Source organism: Ruegeria sp. L12 (assembly GCF_056531745.1).
Map to the genome: position 1 here is coordinate 167529 of NZ_JBQFMH010000007.1, position 20944 is coordinate 188472.

The window sequence follows — 20944 nt, forward strand, 5'->3', positions numbered from 1 at the left end:
TGAGATGGAGGATGACAGGAATGGACGCACTCAAGACCGCTCAATACGCACGAGCCCTCTATGCCGCCCACGGGGATCGGGCCGAGGCCGAAGCCGCGCAGAAAATGCGCGAATGCGAAGCCGCCGGAAACAAGCAGGAGGCGCAGGACTGGCAAGCCGTTCGCGGCGCAATCCGCCAGATTCGCGGCCCCAATCAGGGCTGAGCTACAGTTTCGGGTCGGGATTGACCGTATGACCATCCACCGCGATCACCTGACCCGACACCAGCCGCGCCGCATCTGACGCCAGAAACACGGCCATATTCGCGATGTCCCGCGCTTCGACAAAGCGGCCCATTGACGTGCCCGAGGCATAGCCTTGATAAACCTGATCGCGGGTCATGCCCTTGGCGTCGGCCTCGCGCTGCAGTACACCCTCCATCCGGGGGCCTTCGACTGAGCCGGGGCAGATGACGTTGCAGCGGATGCCATGTGGCCCAAGCTCCATCGCCAGTGTCTTGCCAAGCCCCACCATGCCCCATTTCGCCGCCGCATAGGGCGCGCGGTTGGGATAGCCATACTGACCCGCCGTCGACGACGTGATCAGAACTGCGCCGCTGCGCTGCCGTTTCATGATCGGGGTGGCGTATTTGCTGCACAGAAACGCACCTTCAAGGTTTACGGAAAGGCAGGACTGCCAATCGCTTAGCGCCACATCCTCAACCGCAGCCGTCGGCCCGGCAATGCCGGCATTGGCGCACAGCACATCCAACCCGCCCCAATCGGCCTCAATCTCAGAGAACAGCGCCGCCACCGCCGCCTCATCCGAGACATCCAACTGACTGCATTTCCAATGCGCCGGACAATCGGCCAGCGCCTCCGGGTCCATATCGGCAACCCAGACCTGCGCCCCCGCAGCATCGAACGCCTCGGCCATCGCCCGTCCGATGCCCGAAGCCCCTGCCGTGATCAGAACCCGGCCGCTCATGCGGGTTTGCGGATCGCAGCGCCTGCGCCGTCCGGATAGGGCAACCCGGCCTGCGCCTCGGCAATCCGCTCCATCGCAGCCTCGATCTCGGGCGATGGAGGGCTGGGACGGCGGGTTTCCAGACTGACATGCAGCAAAAAGCTCTCGCCGGTCGCCAGCAACGTCTCACCGGCATACATCTCGTGGAACACATGCAGCTTCTTGCCCTGCCCCAGCAGCATCTGCGTGCGCACTTCGATCTTCGCCCCCGCGTGGACCTCGTTCATGTATCGGATGTGGTTCTCAGCGGTGAAATAGCTGCCGCCCGACTGGATATAGTCCATATCGCAACCGATGATTTCCATGAACCGGTCGGTGGCGGCGGCAAAGGCTTCCAGATACTTCGCCTCATTCATGTGACCGTTGTAATCGGTCCAATCCAGCGGCACGGCACGGGCCAGCGTCAGGATCGGCTGGCTCAGATCCGCCTGATCCAGCGTCGGCAAAGCACCAGGCTTCAGCATCGCATCATGCTGGTTCAGCACCGCCCCGGCTCCGTAATTCTGCGCCTTGAGCGCCCGCATCATGCCCACCAGATTGTTGTCGCGGATACGCTCCAACTCGCGGATCGAGTGCATTCCCGATTGCGCATCCGACTGATCGGCAATCAGATCGACCAATTCATCGGTAAACTCGGGCACATCCATCAATTTGGTCCAGGGCCATTTCAGCGCCGGGCCGAACTGCGCCATGAAATGCCGCATCCCGGCCTCGCCACCCGCCACGCGGTAGGTTTCGAACAGACCCATCTGCGCCCAGCGGATGCCAAAGCCCATGCGGATCGCCTCATCGATCTCTTCCGTCGTGGCGATACCGTCACTGACCAGCCACAACGCCTCGCGCCAGACCGCCTCAAGGAACCGGTCGGCGATATGGGCGTCGATCTCTTTTTTGATGTGAAGCGGGAAGAACCCGACCGAAGTCAGCAATTCCCTGGCCTGTTCGACCATCTCAGGAGGGTTCTTGTCGGTCGGCACCAGTTCGATCAGCGGCAACAGATAGACCGGATTGAACGGATGCGTCACCACGATCTGCTCGGGCCGCAACGCGCCTTCCTGCAGTTCCGACGGCTTGAACCCGCTGGTCGAGGACCCGATGATCGCCTCCGGCTCACACGCCGCCTGCAACCCTTTGTAAACCTTCAACTTCAGGTCCAGCCGTTCCGGCACGCTCTCCTGAATCCAGACGGCCCCCTGAACCGCGTCAGCCAAATCCTCATGAAAACTCAACGCCCCTTCGGGCGGCAAAGGCACATCACTCAACCCCGGCAGAGACCGTCGGGCATTGTCCAGAACCTCACCAATCTTGCGCTCGGCTTCGGGGTCCGGATCGAACACCCGTACATCCCAGCCATTCAGCAAGAACCGCGCGGCCCATCCGCCGCCGATAACTCCACCACCGATGATTGCCGCCGTTTTCATCCAGTCACGCCCCAAACTTCATCTTTTCAAAAATACTCCGGGGGTTTGGGGGCTGGCCCCCAACCCGCCCTTACTTCGCAACCGGCGCCCGCTTGACCAGCCCCAGCTTCTCACGCACTTCCTGCGGCCCGATCACCCGCGCGCCCATATTCTCGATGATGGTGCCCGCCCGTTCAACCAACTGCCAGTTCTCGGCCAGCACGCCCTTGTCCAGCCACAGATTGTCCTCCAGCCCGACCCGCACATTGCCGCCCGCCAGCACGGTCGCCGCCACATAGGCCATCTGGTTCCGCCCCAGCGAAAACGCACTGAAGGTCCAGTCATCCGGCACATTGTTCACCATCGCCATGAAGGTGTTCAGATCGTCGGGCGCGCCCCACGGCACGCCCATGCAGAGCTGAACCAGAGCGTTCGGCTCCAGAATCCCCTCCTTCACCAATTGCTTGGCAAACCACAGATGACCGGTATCGAAGGCCTCGATCTCGGGTTTGACGCCCATGTCGGTCATCATCTGCCCCATCGCCCGCAGCGCGCCGGGGGTGTTGGTCATCACGTAATCGGCTTCGGCAAAATTCATGGTGCCACAATCGAGCGTGCATATCTCGGGCAGACATTCCGCGATATGCGCCACCCGCTCGGACGCGCCAATCATGTCGGTCCCTGCTTCATTCACCGGGAACGGGCTCTCGACACCGCCAAACACGATGTCGCCCCCCATCCCTGCGGTCAGGTTCAGCACCACATCCACATCGGCGTCCCGAATACGGTCGGTGACTTCGCGATACAGATCCAGCCGACGGCTGGGCGCGCCGGTCTCGGGGTCGCGCACATGGCAATGCACCACCGCCGCACCGGCCTTGGCCGCAGCTATCGCGCTGTCAGCGATCTGCTGCGGCGAGCGCGGCACATGCGGGCTTCGATCCTGCGTCCCGCCTGACCCGGTGACGGCGCAGGTGATGAAGACTTCGCGGTTCATTTCCAGAGGCATGGTGTTTTCCCCAACTTATACCCGGTTTCGCCATGGGTTTTCCCCAGACTTCTCCCCGGATTCCGATTTGCGTCACGACAAACTCTGACGCAGCCTTGTGGAAACACTTGCCAGAATGCGAATCGAACTTGATGAAATCCGCAAAAAACATACTCCAGCCTGAACACCGCGCGCTGAAAACGGCGGTGCTGGTGCTGGACGAATGCAACACGCTCAGCTTCGCCGCAGCGGTCGATCCGATGCGCGCCGCCAATCGTCTGGCCGACCGCCCCGCGTTCGACTGGGATTATGTCACCGCCACCGCGGAACCGGCCATGCTGACCAGCGCCCTCAATGTACCCGGCATCCCGCTGGCGCGGCTGCAGGGCTGCGATCTGATGATTGTCGTGGCAGGCTTCCAGCTCGCGCGCCACGCCACCCCCAGCCTGTTGGCCGGTCTGCGCCGCATTGCCGGTACCGGCGCCACCATGGCCGGCATCGATGGCGGCCCCTGGCTGCTGGCCGAAGCCGGGCTTCTGGACGGTCACGCCGCCACCACCCATTGGGAGGATCTGGACAATTTCGCCGCCCGCTTCCCCGAGGTGACGGTCCGGCCCGACCGGTTCACCGTTTCCGATAACCGCCTGACCTCGGGCGGCGCAATGCCGGCGGTCGAGATGATGCTGCACATCATCGCTGCCCGCCACGGCGCAGGGTTCGCTGCCCGTGTCTCGGGCCTGTTCCTCTATGAAGGCGCGCCCGAGCCGTCGAAACCGCAAAGCCGCACCGGTATTCCGCACCGCCACACGGCGCTGACGGCCAAGGCCAACACGCTGATGGAATCGTCGCTGGATGACCCGCTGCCATTGGCCAATATCGCGGAAACACTGGGCACCAGCCCGCGCACCCTGCAACAGCAATTCCGCCTGCGCCTGAACACCACCCCGCAGGATCATTACCTGCAACTCAGACTGGCCGAGGCCCGACGTCTGGTCACCGACACCGACATGCCGCTGTTCGAGGTGGCACTGGCCACCGGCTTCGCTTCGCAATCCAGCTTCGCCCGCGCCTTCCGCACCGCCCACGGCCTCTCGGCCCGCGACCTCAGACAAGACCGCACGCAACCCACCCATCACTGACGGGATCCCAGCTTCATCTGGCGAAAAATATCCCGGGGGAGTCGCCTCGGGCGACGGGGGCAGAGCCCCCTCTGCCCTAGTAAGGCATCGGAAACGCCCGATGGGCCGCGCTGATCTCGGCCAGCACCTCGGGCGACAGCACCAGATCCTTGCCCGCCAGAATATGATCCAGCTGCGCGGTCGTCGTTGCCCCGAAAATCACCGATCCCATGAACGGGCGGCTCTGAGACCAGGCCAAGGCCATATGCACCGGGTCCAGCCCATGCCGCGCGGCGATCTCCAGATAGGCGGCAACCGCATCAAACGCCCTCGGCGAGGTGCGCCCGCCCATCTCCGGCACCAGAGACATCCGCGATCCTTCAGGCACCGCACCACCCTGATACTTGCCCGTCAGAAACCCCGCCGCCAGAGGTGAGAACGCCAAAAGGCCCACATCCTCGAACATGCACAGCTCGGCCAGATCAGTGTCGAACAGGCGGCACATCAGCGAATACTCGTTCTGAATCGACGCGACGCGCGGACCTCCGACCTCATCCGAGGCGCGCAGCCATTGCGCCGTGCCCCAGGCGCTTTCGTTCGACAAGCCAAAGGCGCGGATATTGCCCTTGTCGACCTGCGCCTGCAGCGCGATCAGACTTTCCTGCATCTCGGCCACGACCTCATCGCGGTTGTGACCCGAAGGTGCGTAATCCCAGTTCTGCCGGAACATATAGCTTCCGCGATTGGGCCAGTGAAACTGATAGAGGTCGATGCAATCCGTCCGCAGCCGCCGCAACGAGCCTTCGATGGCTTCCGGGATGGTCTCTTTCGAAATCGGCGCCCCGTTCCGCGCATGAACGAACCCCTCGCCCGAATGCTTGGTGGCCAATACATAATCTCCACGCCGGGACGGGTTGGCAGCGTTCCAGTTGCCCAGAATCTCTTCGGTGCGTCCCACAGTCTCTTTCGAGATCGGGTTCACCGGGTACATTTCCGCCGCATCGACAAAATTGATGCCGCCCGCAAGCGCCATATCCATCTGTCGATGCGCATCCGATTCCGAGGTCTGCGTGCCAAAGGTCATCGTACCCAGACACAGATCCGACACGACAATATCCGTGCGGCCCAAAGGCTTCATTTTCATCCGAAATCTCCTGAATAAATGCAGCCGATCAAGCCTCGGCCTTCTTCTCCCAACGTCCTGATTCCTCAGACCAATATTGCGCCGAACATCCCGCACCAGTCAGCGTCTTCCACTGGCCCCGTGCCTGTTGCACCGCCTCCGGATCGGTCCCGTCAAACAGGATACAAACCCGCTCCAGCGCCTGCACCTCGTCGGCCTCGACGGCAGCACCATCCACCGTCATGACGCAGGTCGCGCCGTTGACGGCATCCGGTCCGGTGGTCAGCAAAATGGGCTGTGCCGCATCATGCGGCCCACCGGCGCGGCCATGCGGCAGGAATCCCTCCTCGGACCCCAGCCACAATCTTTCATCCAGCCAGTCCATCCGCGCGGGATCAACACCCCGCACGGCAATCCGCCACCCGGCCTGCCGCGCCTTGTCCAGCAGCACAGGCAAAGTGTGCTCCAGCGGCTGACGGGTCAGGTGATAGAAATAGACGGCCCCCACGGGATCATTCTTCCGCGGTTTCGAAATTGTCCTGCACGAACCGGCTCAGCGCGCGCACGCCCCAGCCGGTGGCGCCTTTGGGCGCATAGGACGTCTCGGCCGAGACCGAGGCCACACCAGCGATATCCAGGTGGATCCACGGCGTCTCTTCCTTGACGAAGCGCTGCAGGAACTGCGCTGCGGTGATCGACCCTGCCGCTCGCCCGCCCACATTCTTCATATCGGCGATGCGCGATTTCAGCAGTTCGTCATATTTCGCACCCAGAGGCATCCGCCACGCGCCCTCATCCTCGGCCTTGGCCGATTTCAGGAAGGCATCGCAGAACGTGTCGTTGTTCGAGAACACCCCGGCATTCTCATGCCCCAGACCAACAACAATTGCCCCGGTCAGGGTGGCCAGATCGATCATGCCGACCGGATTGAACCGATCCTGCGCGTACCACATGACGTCGCACAGAACCAAACGGCCCTCGGCATCGGTGTTGATGATCTCGACCGTGTCGCCCTTCATCGACTTCACCACATCGCCCGGGCGGGTAGCGTTGCCGGATGGCATATTCTCGACCAGCCCGACCAGACCCACGACATTGGCCTTGGCCTTGCGCTTGGCCAGCGCCCGCATGGTGCCCGCGACCACACCGGCGCCGCCCATATCCATGGTCATGTCTTCCATACCGCCCGCAGGCTTCAACGAAATCCCCCCGGTGTCGAACACCACGCCCTTGCCGACCAGCGCCAGCGGCGCGTCGTCCTTGTCTCCGCCGTTCCAGTGCATCACCACCACTTTTGAGGGGCTTTCGGACCCCTGCCCGACGCTCAGCAGCGTGCGCATACCCAGCTCGGCCAGCTTGCCCTCGTCCAGAACCTCGACCTTCAGGCCCAGCGATTCCATCTCGGCCAGACGGTTGGCGAATTCGGTGGTGGTCAGGACATTCGCAGGTTCATTGGTCAGATCACGGGTCATGCGAACGCCATCGGCCACCGCATAAAGCGGCGCAAAGGCCGCCCCGGCCTCATCCGGTTTTGCATAGGCGATCACAATCGCGCCGGCGGGATCGGCCTCTTTGGTCTTGTGTACGTCGAAATCATAGGCCCGCAGCGCCATGCCCAAGGCCAGATCCTCGATGCGCAGCTGATTGCCCGCCATCACCAGAACCGGCTTGCCTGCGGCCAGCTTCGCCAGCTTGGCTCCGGCCTTGCGCGCCTCATCACTGTCGGGGCGGCGCGGCAGCACCAGCACGTCCAGCGCAATAGCCTCCATCCCCGCAGGCCATGCCATAGGGATTACATCACCGGTCTTGGCCTTTCCGAACCGTTCGCTCTCGACCAGGCGTACAACGGCTCCCTTGGTCAGGCGGTTGGCACGGCGGGCGGCGGGGTTCATCTTGCCATCATCGGGGATGATGATCGCAACGCGGCCCTTGGCGGTGGCCATGGCATCCAGATCAACAGCGGTAAAACGGACGGGGACCAGACTGCTCATATCATTCTCCTGAAAAATGCGTTGCCCAAGACCTAGCCCGCGCGGTCGCAGTTGACCAGATAGCAGTTTTCCCCGCCCGTCATTTGCATTATGGTCGCGCCAAAATAACGGCAGGCTCGGGGGAGAGTACGTGGCATCAATCGGCAGGCATAGGCTGTCGGGCATGGGTCCGGCGCGGTGTGCGAATCTCCAATGCCGGGATCGGGCGGAGATGCCTGCGTGATCCTAGACCGTTATTTTGCCCGGCGTTTCATCCAGAGCTTTCTGGTGATCGGCGGAATTTTTCTGACCCTGATGATCCTGATCGACCTGATCGAACAGGTGCGCCGCTTTGACGGGGTTGGCCTGTCCTTCGGACAGCTTTTGCGGCTGACCCTTCTGAACACACCTTCAGCCATCAGCGAGATGCTGCCCCTGCTGATGATCCTGGCCACAATCGCGCTGTTCGTTGGCCTTGCCCGCAGCTCGGAACTGGTGGTGACGCGCGCCACCGGTCGATCGGGCATCCGGGCGCTGCTGGCCCCGGTGATGCTGGCGCTGGTCATCGGCGCACTGGCGGTTGCACTGCTTAACCCCATCGCCGCGGCCACCTCCGAAGAATACCAGCGCCTGTCGGATGACTTTCGCAACAACGGCAGTTCCGCCCTGTCGATCAGCCGCGACGGGCTGTGGCTGCGGCAAGGTTCGGCCAGCGGGCAATCGGTCATCCATGCGCGCAGTACCGCCAATGGCGACAGATTCGCCCTGCGCAACGTGACGATCACGACCTTCTCACCCGATGGCAAACCGACCGAACAGATCGCAGCCCGGCGCGCCGAGTTGAAAAACGGACACTGGGCTTTGCAGGATGCCAAGGTCTGGACGCTCGAAGATGACCTCAACCCCGAAACCAACGCGGTCACCCATGAGGTGCTGAACCTGCCGACCACCCTGACTCGCGACCGTATTCTGGACACGCTGGGACAGCAGGATTCGGTCTCGGTCTACGACCTGCCGCAGTTAATTCGAGACCTGCAGGAGGCCGGATTCTCGACCAAACAATATGAGGTCTGGCTGCAGGTACAGTTGGCACGTCCGCTGTTTCTGGTCTCGATGGTGCTGATCGGCGCGGCCTTCACCATGCGCCATGTGCGCTTTGGCGGAACCGGTGTGGCGGTGCTGACTGCCGTGCTGCTGGGGTTTGGCATCTATTTCATCCGCAATTTTGCTCAGATTCTCGGGGAAAACGGGCAGTTGCCTATTCTGGTCGCCGCCTGGGCCCCACCTTGCGCCGGGATCATGCTGTCCCTTGGCCTTCTACTTCATGCGGAGGACGGCTGATGCGCGCACTTCTTCCCCTGCTGCTGTCCAGCGCTCTGATCCTGTCGCTGCCCGTTGCGACGACAGCCCAGACCGACGGCACGTCTGGTGCAACCGACGCTGCGGAACAGAACCAGCCTGCGCTGCTGGTGGCCGATCAGATCTTCATCACGCCGGATCGCAAACTGGTCGCCGAAGGCAATGTCGAGGCCTATCAGGGTGATATAAAGCTCAGCGCCCAAAGCGTAACCTATGACCGCGAAACCGGAGAGCTGACGCTGACCGGCCCGATCCGCATCGATCAGGGCGGGCAATCCACGCTGCTGGCCGATTCCGCAGAGCTGGACAGTGGCATTCAGAACGGATTGCTGACCGGCGCGCGGATGGTGTTCGACCAGCAGATACAAATCGCCTCGGTTCAGGCGACGCGGGCGGCGGGGCGGTATACGCAGTTCAGCAAGGTCGCCGCGACCTCGTGCCATGTCTGCGCCAACGGCAAACCGCCGCTCTGGCAAATCCGCGCCCGCAAGGTGACCCATGATCAGCTTGAGCGGCAACTGTATTTCGAAGGCGCCCAGTTCCGTGTACTGGACGTGCCGGTCTTCTATCTGCCCTATCTGCGCCTGCCCGATCCGACGCTTGAAAGGGCCACCGGCTTTCTCGTACCGTCAATCCGTACCACCTCGCAACTGGGGACCGGGGTGCAGGTTCCGTATTTCTTCAAGCTGGGCGATCACAAAGACCTGACAGTCACGCCATATGTGTCCTCCAAAACCCGCACCCTTGGCCTGCGCTACCGCCAAGCCTTCAAAAGGGGCCGTATTGAGCTGCGCGGGGCCTTCACCCGCGATGACATCCAGCCCAATCAGGACCGCGGCTATTTCTTCGCCGATGGCTATTTCAATCTGCGCAACAGCTACCGGCTGACTTTTGATATCAAGACCAGTTCGGACGACGCCTATCTGGCCGATTACGGCCTGCCTGATTTCGACCGGCTGCGCAGCGAGATCGCGCTGGAACGGATCAAACGCGACACCGCGTTCCGCACCAGTTTCATCCATTACAAAACCCTGCGCGACAGCGAAGAGCAGGACGAGATCCCCTCGCGCATCTTCGATATCGACTACCGCAAGCGTTACTTCCCCAAAGCCCTGGGCGGCGAGATCGCGCTGGCCTTCAACGGGCATACACATACCCGTACCAGCGATGCGGATATCATCGGCCGCGACGTGGCCCGCGCCACGGCCGATGCGGAATGGCTGCGCAGCTGGACGCTTCCTGCCGGGTTTCGCGCCGATGCGCGGCTGGGTGCGGCGGTCGATACGTTCAATATCCGCAACGACAGCGATTTTCCAAACGATGTCACCCGCATCACCCCGCGTGCTGCTTTGACACTGCGCTATCCGCTGCAACGGCGGGAACAAACCGGCGCGACCCAGATTCTGGAGCCCATCGTTCAGGTCGGATGGACCGACGTCTCGGACACCGATGTGCCCAATGACGAAAGCACCTTTCAGGAATTCGATCAGGGCAACCTTCTGTCCCTGTCGCGGTTCCCCGCCGTGGACCGCCGGGAAAATGGGACCACGGCTGTCGTCGGTGTGAACTGGGCCCGCTATGCAACCAACGGCTGGCGGGCGCTGGCCACGGTCGGTCAGGTCTTTCGCAGCGATGCTGATCCCGATTTCACCCTGACTTCAGGCCTGCAAGGCACCCAGTCGGACCTGCTGCTGGCCGGTCAACTGGACAACGGCAACGGCTTGACCCTTGCGGGTCGCGGTCTGCTGAACAGCGATTTCAGCTTTACCAAGGCCGAGCTGCGCGCCGCCTGGAGCAAAGGTCAGACATCGCTCAGCGCGGGATATGTCTGGCTTGAACCCGATCCGGCCGAACTCAATACAGATGAAATCTCTGAACTCAGGGTTGCAGGACGCTACCGGATCGACCAAAACTGGCGGACGCGCGCCAGCGCGCGGTATGATCTTGCGCAATCCGAACCACTCCGCCTGGGCTTCGGGCTGACCTACAGTAACGAATGTGTACAGGTTAACATGACCGTCAACAGGCGCTTTACATCGACATCAAGTATTGAGCCTTCGACAGAATTCGGCTTTACCGTAGCCCTCACAGGGTATTCCGTCAAAGGCGATGGGAAGAGTTTCAAGAAAAGATGCAGTTGATCTCAGGTTTCACCACAATTCTCCGTTCCGGCTGGCGCGCCGCATCCTTCGCCCTGATCCTTGGGGTCATGACTGCACCACAGGCTTTCAGTCAAAGCCCCTTCTCGCCCGCCATCCGCGTCAATCAGGACATCGTGACCTGGTACGAACTGCAGCAGCGCCAACAGTTTATGGAACTGCTCGGCATTCCAGGCAGCTCCGAAGAGGAAGTACGGCGCGCCCTGATCGACGACCGCCTGCGCAAACAGGCGATGCGCGACGCCGGAATTCAGGCCGCGCCCGAGGACGTTCAATCCGGAATCGACACGCTCGCCTCGCGCGGCAATTTCAGCGCTGAAGAATTCCTCCGGCTGCTCGGCGACGAGGGCATTTCACGCGAAACCGTGCGCGATTTCGTCGCCGATCAGCTGTCCTGGCGCGATTTTGTTGCTGCGCGCTACCTGTCCCAGGCCCGCCCCACCGAGGATGAGATCAACCGCGCACTCGGTCAGGGCGGCGGCGGTGGCCTACAGGTCCTGATGTCCGAGATCATCATCCCCGTCACCCCGCAAACACAGGCTCAGGCCGAAGCATTGGCCGAGGAAATCGCCCGCCTTCCGGACCAGGACAGCTTTTCGGCTGCCGCAACGCAATACTCTGCGGCTGCGACACGAGAAAATGGCGGTCGTCTCGACTGGCTGTCCCTCAACGATCTGCCGCCCGCTCTGCAACCGGTGATTCTGAGCCTGAAGAACGGTGATATCACCGATCCGTTGACCCTGCCCAACGCAGTCGCTCTGTTCCAGATGCGTGGGATACGCGAAGTTGCCGCCGGCGCGCCAAACTATTCCGAAATCGACTATGCCATCTACTACCTCGCTGGTGGCCGCAGCGCCGAAACCCTGGCAGAGGCGGCCAAGCTGAAGGAAGAGATCGATACCTGCGATGATCTCTACGGCCTCGCCAAGGAACAACCCACCGAGGTATTGGAACGCGTCACCGCCAAGCCTTCAGAAATTCCGCGCGACGTCGCGCTGGAACTGGCCAAGCTGGATCCGAACGAAGTCTCGACCACGCTGACCCGCAACAACGGCCAGACACTGATGTTCCTGATGCTGTGCAACCGCACCCGCGATCTGGGCGAGGACACCACCCGCGTCGACGTCGCCAACGCGCTGACGCAGCAGCGGCTGCAGGCTTTTGCCGACAGCCTTCTGGAACAACTCCGGGCAGACGCCGTTATCGTCGAGCAATGACAGGCCCGATCGCGCTCAGCTGCGGCGACCCTGCCGGTGTCGGCCCCGAGATCGCGGCCAAAGCCTGGGACGCGCTGCGCGACAGCTGTCCGTTCTTCTACATCGGCGATGCCGCGCACCTGCCCGACGGCACACCCGTTACCCGGATCGCCGACCCCGCCGAAGCTACCGCCGTCAGCGCATCGGCCCTGCCCGTGTTGCAGGTTGATTTCCCGGCCCCCAATCGTCCCGGTCACCCAGACCCGGCCAATGCGCCCTCGGTCATCGACTGCATCGAAAAAGGCGTCGCCTTGGTCCAGTCCGGCGCGGCCTGGGCCCTCTGCACTGCGCCGATCAACAAAAAGGCCCTGATCGATGGGGCGGGCTTCGCTTATCCGGGCCATACCGAGTTCCTTGCAGCCCTTGCAGGGCGCAAGCAAGTCGTCATGATGCTCGCCAGCGATCAGCTGAGGGTGGTTCCTGCCACGATCCACATCCCGCTGCGGCAAGTTCCCTCGGCACTCACCCCCGACCTGCTGCGTGACACCATCGAAATCACCGCCAACAGCCTGCGCACCCAATTCGGCCTGCCGCACCCCCGGATCGCCGTCGCGGGCCTCAATCCCCATGCGGGCGAAGGTGGCAAAATGGGCACCGAAGAGATGGATTGGATTGCGCCTCTTCTGGCCGATCTGAATGTCGAGAACACAACCATCACCGGCCCACACCCGGCCGACACGCTGTTTCACGCCGCAGCGCGCGCCAACTATGACGCGGCCATCTGCATGTATCACGATCAGGCCCTGATCCCGATCAAGACGCTGGATTTCGACAAGGGCGTCAACGTCACGCTGGGTCTGCCCTTCATCCGCACCTCGCCCGATCACGGCACCGCACTGGACATCGCAGGCAAAGGCATCGCCACCCCCACCAGCCTGATCCAGGCCCTGAAACTCGCCCAAACCATGGCGCAAACCCGCTAATGCTTCATCTGGCCATAAATATCCCCGCCGGAGGCAAGAAATCTCTGGCGCTCCGACCTCAACCCACGCAACGGTGAAGCCATGAGCGCCATCGACTCCCTTCCCCCCCTGCGTGAGGTCATTGCAACCCACCAGCTCTCGGCCCGCAAATCGCTGGGCCAGAACTTCTTGCTCGACCTCAACCTGACCGCCAAGATCGCACGCCAGGCCGGGGATCTGACCCAATGCGACGTGCTGGAGATCGGCCCCGGCCCCGGTGGCCTGACCCGAGGACTGCTGTCCGAAGGCGCACGCAAGGTCGTGGCGGTGGAAAAAGACACCCGCTGCATCGCCGCCCTGAACGACATCGCCGCCGCCTATCCGGGGCGGCTGGAAGTTATCAACGGCGATGCGCTGGAAATCGATCCGCTGGCGCATCTGACTCCGCCCATCCGCGTGGCCGCCAATCTGCCCTACAATGTCGGGACCGAGCTTCTGGTCCGCTGGCTCACCCCACCCCAATGGCCGCCCTTCTGGCAAAGCCTGACGCTGATGTTCCAGCGTGAAGTGGCCGAACGCATCGTCGCCCACCCCGGCAGCAAAGCCTATGGCCGCCTCGCCATCCTGGCCCAGTGGCGGGCCGAGGCGCGCATCGCCCTGTCGCTGCCGCCCGGAGCCTTCACACCGCCGCCCAAGGTCTCCAGCGCCGTGGTCCACCTGACCGCCCTGCCTGAACCGCGCTATCCGGCGGACGCCGCCACGCTGTCTCGTGTCGTGGCAGCTGCCTTCAACCAACGCCGCAAGATGCTGCGCGCTTCGCTGAAAGGCCTCGCACCAGATATCGAAGACCGTCTTCTAGCCGCTGGTATCCAGCCCACGGAACGCGCCGAACAGGTTCCGCTAGAAGCCTTCTGCGCGCTGGCCCGCGAAGTCCGAAAAAGCTGACACCAAGAAAAAAGCCCCGGGTCGAAACCTCGGGGCTTTGTCTCTTCTGAGACTGGCTTCACTCCGCCGCTTCAGGCGTATCACCATCAGCCTTGGGCGCAGCCTCTTCTGCCGGTGCAGGCTTCGGCTTACGCGCGCGCGGCTTGCGCGCAGGCTTCTCTTTCTTTTCCGGAGCCTCTGCGCCTTTGTTCTCGGGCGTCTCGACCAAACCGCTCTCGGGTGAAGGCTCGGGCTCACCGAAATCCATCACATCGGGCTGCGGCGCTTCTGCAGGATCGGCCTGGCGGGCCGCTTCACGTTCCTGACGCTCGGCGCGCTCGCGGTCACGCTCGGCCTGGCGTTCGCGGTTCTGGCGCTCCTGCTCTTCGCGGCGGGCTTCGATCTCGCGCTGCGCCTCGCTCAACATGCGCAGATAATGCTCGGCATGCTGTTGAAAGTTCTCGGCGGCCACGCGGTCATTGGACAGCTGCGCGTCGCGCGCCAGCTGGTTGTACTTGTCAATGATCTGTTGCGGCGTACCACGCACCTTGCCCTCGGGACCCGAGCTGTCAAAAACCCGGTTTACGACGTTGCCGCCGGAAGGACGATTGCGGTTGTTCTTGGCCCGCGAACGGGATTTGGAGGATCTCATCTTACTTTACGTCAGCCTTGTCAATTCTCTGTCGATCAACCCGTACCTTACGCTGCTCAGTGGCTTGTGCCGTAACGCGTCATCGACTTTTTTGGGCTTGGCGTCAGGGGCGCGCTGAAACAGCGTCAACCTCTCCGACTAATCCTGAGTAAACATGTCCTGCGCATTCAGACAAGGGCTTTGTCCGATATTTCGCAGCTTTTTTACATCAATCGGCGCATTTCAGCCTCAGATGCCCTGCCTATTGCGGCATTCTGGCGCCGACGACACGATCCCGACCGTCCAGATCAGGGATTATGCGCGTTTCCACCAACCCTGCCGCATCGAACAAAGCCGCGACATAATTGCCCTGCGTCGGCCCGATCTCGACCAGCAACCGCCCGCCCGGCATCAGAAAATCCGGCGCCGAGGCAGCAATCCGGCGATACGCGCCCAACCCGTCCCCTTCATCGGTCAGGGCCATACGCGGTTCATGTTCGCGCACTTCAGGCGACAGCCCGTCCATCTCCTCAACGGAAATATAGGGCGGATTCGAAACAATGAGGTCAAATTGCCCCTCAATGTTCTCAAACCAATCAGATTGCCGAATCTCCGCCCGTGCCTGCACCTGATGCTGCACCGCATTGGCGCTGGCCTGCAGGCAGGCAGATTCGCTTAGATCCACACCCAGCCCCGAGGCGCTGCTGCGCTCGGCCAGCAAAGTGATCAGGATACAGCCCGAGCCCACGCCCAGATCCAGCAGATGGTCAAACGGCTCGCTCAGCGCCGCCTCGATCAACGCCTCCGTCTCGGGACGCGGATCGAGCACATCGCGGCTGACCCGGAACCGGCGACCGTAGAATTCGCGCTCGCCCAGCAGATGCGACACCGGTACCCGAATGGCCCGCAACGAAATCAGCTGATCATAGCGCTCCGCGATATCGACGGGCAGTTCTTCGGGCGCGATCAGCGTCACCCGGCTGGCCTCGATCCGCGCAGCATGGGCCAGCAGCACTCGCGCGTCCCGCGCCGGATCGGGCACGCCGGCGGCCCGCAAACGCGCAGTGGCGGCCACCATGGCCTGCGCCGCTGTCAGCGCCGCAATCATTGCGCCATCTCAGCCAGCAGCCGGGCCTGATCATCGGCGGTCAGCGCGTCGATCACCTCATCCAGATCGCCCTGCATCACCTGATCCAGCTTATACAGCGTCAGGTTGATGCGGTGATCCGTCATGCGGCCCTGGGGGAAGTTATAAGTCCTGATCCGCTCCGACCGGTCGCCCGAGCCCACCTGACTGGCGCGATCGGCAGACCGCTCGCTGTCGATCCGCTGCCGTTCCAGATCGTAAAGCCGCGTTTTCAGCACCTGCATTGCAATTTCGCGGTTACGATGCTGGGATTTCTCGGAACTGGTCACCACGATGCCGCTGGGCAAGTGTGTGATCCGTACCGCCGAATCCGTCGTGTTGACGTGCTGCCCCCCTGCGCCCGAGCTGCGCATCGTATCGATCCGAATGTCGTTGGCGTCGATCTGGATGTCCACATCCTCAGCCTCGGGCAGCACCGCCACCGTCGCCGCCGAGGTATGAATCCGCCCACCGCTTTCGGTTTCGGGCACCCGCTGCACCCGATGCACGCCGGATTCGTACTTCATCCGCGCAAAGACGTTGTCGCCCTTGATATGGGCCACCACCTCTTTGATCCCGCCCAGATCCGAGGCCTGTTCCTCGATGATCTCGAACTGCCAGCCCCGCGCCTCAGCGTATCGCTGATACATCCGCAGCAGGTCTCCGGCAAACAAAGCCGCCTCATCCCCGCCGGTGCCGGGCCTGATCTCCAGCATCGCCGGGCGCGCATCGGCGGCGTCCTTGGGCAACAGCGCCAGTTGCAACGCATGCTCGGCCTCGGGGATACGGGCCTGCAGGTCGGGGATTTCCTCTTCGGCCAGCTCTTTCATGTCCGGATCGGCCAGCATCGCCTGCGCCTCGGTCAGATCAGCGGTCAGCTGCCGCCACGCCATGATCTGATCAACCACCGGCTTGAGGTCGGAATACTCTTTGGCCAAGGCCGCAATATCCCCGCCCGAGGCGCCATCGGCCATGGCCGCTTCGAGGTATTGGAATCGCTGGGTGATCTGTTCAAGGCGTTCTTCGGGGATCATCCGCGGGGTGTCTCTCATCCGTGGGCTTTGGTCAAGGCCCTGCCTTGTGCTAGGTTTGAGGTATGAGACGACTGATCCTGGCCCTAACCCTCTGTTCAAGCCCGGCAATGGCGGATTACACCGGCCCCGATGGCAAGGTCCGCGACTGCTATTGCACCGACAAATCCGGCACCCGCGTCGAGTTGGGAGAGATGATCTGCCTGCAGGTCGATGGCCGCATGTTCATGGCCCAATGCCAGATGTCGCTGAACGTGCCCATGTGGCGCGAGGTGCAGGAGGGGTGCTTGTCGTCAGGGTTGCAGCAAAGCCAGCCAACCGGCGACCCGGTCCCGATTGACGCCAAAATCCTTCCGGCCAAATCTTGAACGCGCGTAAATGCGCAGCGTATCGCCGTCCTGCTTTAAGGTCGTGTAGTCGGGAAAACCGAACACCATTGAACGGGTGACATAGGTTATCATTCCATCTTCGATAGAACCCGCCAGCACCGTGGTGCGCGGAACCGCGCGGGCTACCTGATCGAGTTGTTCCAGCCCGCTCGGAGCTGCCTCTACGATCCGGATTACGCCATTCCTAAGATCTCGGTCCACACCCTCGGGTGCTACATGCCAGCGCGTTGGGTCGGAGGGGGCCAGACGGATATAGGCCGCCATCGCAACGCCCAACGCAATCGCCAGCCACAGCACCATTTTCATCGGCCCTCCGATCCCTTTGCATATAACCTATCCGCTCCGGGCGTCGCGCTCATCCCTATCGCGACGTCACGCCGGGCAGAATACACAGCATCTCGAACAGCAGATTCGCCGCCGTCAGCGCCGTGTTGCCAGACGGATCATAGGGCGGAGACACCTCGACCAGATCGCAGCCCACCACGTTCATGCCCGCCAGCGCATGGATCAGTTGCAGCGCCTGCGACGTGGTCAGTCCCGCAATCTCGGGCGTGCCGGTGCCGGGCGCATAGGCCGGGTCGAGGCTGTCGATATCATAGGTGATGTATACGGGATGATCCTCGACCGTCTTGCGGATCAATGATCCGATCTCGGTCAGGTTCTGCTGCCACAGCTCCCAAGCGGGATACTGGCGAAAGCCCCAGCCCTGCGCCTCGGCGAAGTCGCTGGCCGCATAGCCCGAGCCGCGAATGCCGATCTGGAAGGTCTTGTCAGGAACGATCAGCCCTTCCTCATAGGCGCGGCGGAAGACGGTGCCGTGGGTTTCCTTCTCGCCGAACATCTCGTCATTGACGTCGGCATGGGCATCCACATGGACCAGAGCCACCGGACCATGCCTTGCCGCCATCGCCCGCAGGATCGGCAGGGTGATCGAGTGATCCCCGCCCATCGCCACCGGGGTCACGCCCTGCGCCAGAATGCTGTCATAGCTGTCCTTGATGATTTTCAGACTGTCGGCCAGCGAGAAAGTGTTGATCGCCAGATCCCCGATATCGGCGATCTGCAGATGGTCGAACGGCGCCGCTCCGTTGGCCATGTTATAGGGCCGGATCATCGCGCTTTCGCTGCGGATCTGCTTGGGGCCAAACCGCGTGCCCGACCGCCACGAGGTGCCGATATCCATCGGCACCCCCAAAACCGCCACATCCAGCCCCTCCAGCGAAGACGCCTGCGGCAAACGCATGAATGTATTCGGCCCCGAAAACCGCGCCAGATCATTGCCGCCAATCGGTTGGTTGTATTGGGTCATGTGATGTCTCCGATCCGGTGCCTCACCAAGCAGATACCGGGATTATGCCTAACCAAAGGTTAAGGCTTCACCAGCTTGTTCCACCCCAGCAAACAAATGATCTGCGTCGCCACATGCGCCCCTGCAATCGCCGTCGCGCCCGAGGTATCGTAGGGCGGAGACACCTCGACCACGTCGCCACCCTTGATGTTGATTCCGGCAATGTCGCGCAGGATGATCTGCGCCTGGATCGAGGTCAGACCACCCCAGACCGGCGTCCCCGTACCGGGCGCAAAGGCCGGGTCCAGACCGTCGATATCAAAGCTCAGGTAAACGGGGCTGTCGCCCAGAATGCCCTTGATCTTCTGCGCCACGGCGGCGGGGCCGGATTCGTAGACCTCGCGCGCGTCGATGATGTTGACGCCCAATGTGTCCTCGTTGGTGGTGCGAATGCCCACCTGAACCGAGCGTTTCGGATCGACCAGCCCTGATTTCACTGCCTTGTAGAACATCGTGCCGTGGTCCACGCGGGACATGTCGTCATCGGCCCAGGTATCCGTATGCGCATCGAATTGCAGCAGCGACATCGGCCCGTATTTCTCGGCATAGGCTTTCAGGATCGGAAAGCTGATATAGTGATCCCCGCCCAACGTGACCGAGGCCACATCCGCCGCCAGAATAGTTCGGATGTGGTCGGTCAGCGTGTCGGGAAAGGCCGGGATATTGGCATAGTCATAGGCCATATCCCCATAATCCACGATGGCCAGCTCGCTGAGCGCATCAAAAGGCCAGCCATAAGGCGCATCCGGCGATTGCAACGCGCTGGCCTCACGGATGGCGCGCGGCCCCAGACGGGTGCCGGGGCGGTTGGTCACCGCTTGATCGAAGGGCACCCCCGTCACCGCGATATCAACGCCCGCAAGGTCCTTGGTATAGAGCCGCCGCAGGAACGACGTAGCGCCGCCGAATGTGTTCTCATAGGACAGCCCCTTGAGATCGGGGTTGGTGAACGCCTCATCCACCTGGTTCTTTGCGTCTTCCAGTGCCATGTCTTTCCCCTGTCAGCGCAGCGGTTGCGCCGTTTCGACGAGACGCGCGAAAAAGGATGCGCCTACCGGTGAGATCTCGTCATTGAAGTTGTATTTCGGATGGTGCAGCCCGGCGCCCTCGCCCTGTCCAAGGAACAGGTAGGCACCCGGACGCGCCTGCAGCATGTACGAGAAATCCTCGGCCCCCATCTCGCGCCCCGCATTGGCCTTTACACGTTCCGCCCCCGACACATCCCGCGCCACTTCGGCTGCAAAGGCGGCCTTGTCGGCGTCATTGATGGTGGCAGGATAGCCCTCTTGATAGTCCAGCTTTGCCTCAACACCATATGATGCCGCCTGCCCCGCAACGATCTGCGCCATTCTCTCTTTGACCATCTTTTGCACCGCCGGATCAAAGGTGCGGACAGTGCCGTTCAGATAAGCCGTATCCGGGATGACATTATTGACCGACCCGGTGTGTATCTGCGTGACCGACACCACCAGATCGTCCAGCGCATAGTGATTGCGGCTGACGATGGTCTGTATCGCCTGCGCCATTCCGCAGGCTGCCATGACAGGGTCCTTGGTCTCATGCGGCATGGCCCCGTGGCCGCCGACACCCTGAATGTGGATCTCGAACGTGTCCACCGCGGCCATCAAAGGCCCCGGCGTGGTTTCAAACAGACCCTCGGGCCGACCCGGAGTGTTATGGATGCCGTAGACCTGAGAGATATCGAACCGCTCCATGATGCCCTCATCGACCATCACGCCCGCACCACCGCCCTCTTCCTCGGCGGGCTGAAAGATCAGCGCCACCCGGCCCGCGAAATTCCGCGTCTCAGCCAAATAACGCGCCGCACCCAACAGCATCGTTGTATGCCCGTCATGACCGCACGCATGCATCTTGCCGGGGTTCTGCGAGGCATACTCCACCCCCGTCTCCTCGGTGATCGGCAGCGCGTCCATGTCGGCGCGCAAACCGATGGTCGGGCCGCCCCCCTGCCCGTTGATGATCGCCACCATACCGGTCTTGGCGATCCCCTCGTGCAGCTCGTCCACCCCGAATTCGCGCAGACGCTCGGCCACAAAGGCGGCGGTCTCGAAGCACTCGAACTCCAACTCGGGGATCGTGTGCAGGTGCTGGCGCCATGCGGCCATATCGGCGGCGTAATCGGCAATTCGGTTGACGACGGGCATCTGGGGTGGACTCCTGATCGTGACTGCGGGATGGATGCATCTGACACCGG

Annotated in this window: 21 protein-coding genes; 8 read left to right on the plus strand and 13 right to left on the minus strand. The window is 62.3% G+C overall.

Annotation, left to right across the window (positions count from 1 at the left end; translation table 11 throughout):
• Positions 1-20 precede the first annotated feature (20 nt).
• Positions 21-203, plus strand: a complete 183-nt coding sequence (locus ACR0K9_RS12975) for a hypothetical protein (RefSeq protein WP_480532040.1) — start codon at positions 21-23, stop codon at positions 201-203.
• 1 nt (position 204) lies between these two features.
• Here the strand turns inward: ACR0K9_RS12975 and ACR0K9_RS12980 are convergent, their stop codons facing one another.
• The 3 genes from ACR0K9_RS12980 to bcoG all read right to left on the minus strand — a co-directional run bounded on the left by ACR0K9_RS12980 (position 205) and on the right by bcoG (position 3414).
• Positions 205-966 (minus strand): SDR family oxidoreductase, encoded by a 762-nt coding sequence (locus tag ACR0K9_RS12980; RefSeq protein WP_480532038.1) that lies wholly within the window; start codon positions 964-966, stop codon positions 205-207.
• Positions 963-2426, minus strand: coding sequence for a carnitine 3-dehydrogenase (locus ACR0K9_RS12985; RefSeq protein ID WP_480823763.1), 1464 nt, complete (start codon positions 2424-2426; stop codon positions 963-965). Before ACR0K9_RS12985 ends, ACR0K9_RS12980 begins: the two co-directional genes overlap by 4 nt.
• Positions 2427-2496: 70 nt before the next feature.
• Positions 2497-3414 (minus strand): 3-dehydrocarnitine:acetyl-CoA trimethylamine transferase BcoG, encoded by a 918-nt coding sequence (bcoG, locus tag ACR0K9_RS12990; RefSeq protein WP_480532034.1) that lies wholly within the window; start codon positions 3412-3414, stop codon positions 2497-2499.
• Positions 3415-3545: 131 nt separating this feature from the next.
• On the opposite strand from bcoG, the gene ACR0K9_RS12995 reads away from it, so the two are divergent.
• Positions 3546-4532, plus strand: a complete 987-nt coding sequence (locus ACR0K9_RS12995) for a GlxA family transcriptional regulator (protein WP_480532032.1) — start codon at positions 3546-3548, stop codon at positions 4530-4532.
• A gap of 76 nt (positions 4533-4608) precedes the next feature.
• Here the strand turns inward: ACR0K9_RS12995 and ACR0K9_RS13000 are convergent, their stop codons facing one another.
• From ACR0K9_RS13000 to ACR0K9_RS13010, 3 genes are read right to left on the minus strand one after another with little or no spacing between them, the layout of a single operon-like run.
• Positions 4609-5655 (minus strand): aldo/keto reductase, encoded by a 1047-nt coding sequence (locus ACR0K9_RS13000; RefSeq protein WP_480823765.1) that lies wholly within the window; start codon positions 5653-5655, stop codon positions 4609-4611.
• A gap of 28 nt (positions 5656-5683) precedes the next feature.
• A complete protein-coding gene (locus ACR0K9_RS13005; protein ID WP_480823766.1) occupies positions 5684-6142 on the minus strand; it encodes a DNA polymerase III subunit chi in 459 nt (152 codons plus the stop codon).
• A 4-nt stretch (positions 6143-6146) separates the two neighbouring features.
• Positions 6147-7625: a leucyl aminopeptidase gene (locus tag ACR0K9_RS13010; RefSeq protein ID WP_480823768.1), complete on the minus strand. Its 1479-nt coding sequence runs from the start codon at positions 7623-7625 to the stop codon at positions 6147-6149.
• Between the two features lie 219 nt (positions 7626-7844).
• Between ACR0K9_RS13010 and lptG the strand changes: the two genes are divergently transcribed.
• The 5 genes from lptG to rsmA all read left to right on the plus strand — a co-directional run bounded on the left by lptG (position 7845) and on the right by rsmA (position 14225).
• The gene (gene lptG / locus ACR0K9_RS13015) at positions 7845-8945 is read left to right on the plus strand and encodes an LPS export ABC transporter permease LptG (protein WP_480823770.1); all 1101 of its coding nucleotides are present in this window, start codon (positions 7845-7847) and stop codon (positions 8943-8945) included.
• A complete protein-coding gene (locus ACR0K9_RS13020) occupies positions 8945-11104 on the plus strand; it encodes an LPS-assembly protein LptD (RefSeq protein WP_480532022.1) in 2160 nt (719 codons plus the stop codon). Before lptG ends, ACR0K9_RS13020 begins: the two co-directional genes overlap by 1 nt.
• Positions 11095-12339, plus strand: a complete 1245-nt coding sequence (locus ACR0K9_RS13025; protein WP_480823772.1) for a peptidylprolyl isomerase — start codon at positions 11095-11097, stop codon at positions 12337-12339. The genes ACR0K9_RS13020 and ACR0K9_RS13025 overlap by 10 nt, the downstream gene beginning before the upstream one ends.
• Positions 12336-13301: a 4-hydroxythreonine-4-phosphate dehydrogenase PdxA gene (gene pdxA / locus ACR0K9_RS13030; protein ID WP_480823774.1), complete on the plus strand. Its 966-nt coding sequence runs from the start codon at positions 12336-12338 to the stop codon at positions 13299-13301. Before ACR0K9_RS13025 ends, pdxA begins: the two co-directional genes overlap by 4 nt.
• 81 nt (positions 13302-13382) lie before the next feature.
• Entirely contained in the window at positions 13383-14225 is an 843-nt protein-coding gene (gene rsmA, locus ACR0K9_RS13035) for a 16S rRNA (adenine(1518)-N(6)/adenine(1519)-N(6))-dimethyltransferase RsmA (RefSeq protein ID WP_480823776.1), read from the plus strand.
• A 58-nt stretch (positions 14226-14283) separates the two neighbouring features.
• Here rsmA and ACR0K9_RS13040 read toward each other — a convergent pair whose 3' ends face one another.
• From ACR0K9_RS13040 to prfA, 3 genes are all read right to left on the minus strand, one after another.
• Positions 14284-14856: a DUF4167 domain-containing protein gene (locus ACR0K9_RS13040; protein ID WP_480532014.1), complete on the minus strand. Its 573-nt coding sequence runs from the start codon at positions 14854-14856 to the stop codon at positions 14284-14286.
• A gap of 241 nt (positions 14857-15097) precedes the next feature.
• On the minus strand, positions 15098-15943 hold the full coding sequence (gene prmC / locus ACR0K9_RS13045) for a peptide chain release factor N(5)-glutamine methyltransferase (protein WP_480823778.1): 846 nt from the start codon (positions 15941-15943) through the stop codon (positions 15098-15100).
• The gene (gene prfA, locus ACR0K9_RS13050) at positions 15940-16995 is read right to left on the minus strand and encodes a peptide chain release factor 1 (RefSeq protein WP_480532354.1); all 1056 of its coding nucleotides are present in this window, start codon (positions 16993-16995) and stop codon (positions 15940-15942) included. Before prfA ends, prmC begins: the two co-directional genes overlap by 4 nt.
• Before the next feature lie 62 nt (positions 16996-17057).
• Here prfA and ACR0K9_RS13055 point away from each other — a divergent pair, with 62 nt between their 5' ends.
• Positions 17058-17360 carry a hypothetical protein gene (locus ACR0K9_RS13055; RefSeq protein WP_480823779.1) on the plus strand — a complete coding sequence of 101 codons (303 nt, stop codon included), beginning with the start codon at positions 17058-17060 and terminating at the stop codon, positions 17358-17360.
• Here the strand turns inward: ACR0K9_RS13055 and ACR0K9_RS13060 are convergent.
• Genes ACR0K9_RS13060 through ACR0K9_RS13075 form a run of 4 tightly spaced genes read right to left on the minus strand, consistent with a single transcriptional unit; the run spans position 17286 to position 20894 of the window.
• The gene (locus tag ACR0K9_RS13060; protein WP_480823781.1) at positions 17286-17687 is read right to left on the minus strand and encodes a DUF1499 domain-containing protein; all 402 of its coding nucleotides are present in this window, start codon (positions 17685-17687) and stop codon (positions 17286-17288) included. The two genes, ACR0K9_RS13055 and ACR0K9_RS13060, sit on opposite strands and share 75 nt — an antisense overlap.
• Positions 17688-17742: 55 nt before the next feature.
• Positions 17743-18690 (minus strand): agmatinase, encoded by a 948-nt coding sequence (gene speB, locus ACR0K9_RS13065; RefSeq protein WP_480823783.1) that lies wholly within the window; start codon positions 18688-18690, stop codon positions 17743-17745.
• A 59-nt stretch (positions 18691-18749) separates the two neighbouring features.
• Positions 18750-19718 carry an agmatinase gene (gene speB / locus ACR0K9_RS13070; RefSeq protein ID WP_480532004.1) on the minus strand — a complete coding sequence of 323 codons (969 nt, stop codon included), beginning with the start codon at positions 19716-19718 and terminating at the stop codon, positions 18750-18752.
• Between the two features lie 12 nt (positions 19719-19730).
• Positions 19731-20894, minus strand: a complete 1164-nt coding sequence (locus ACR0K9_RS13075) for a M20 aminoacylase family protein (protein WP_480823785.1) — start codon at positions 20892-20894, stop codon at positions 19731-19733.
• Between the last annotated feature and the right edge of the window lie 50 nt (positions 20895-20944).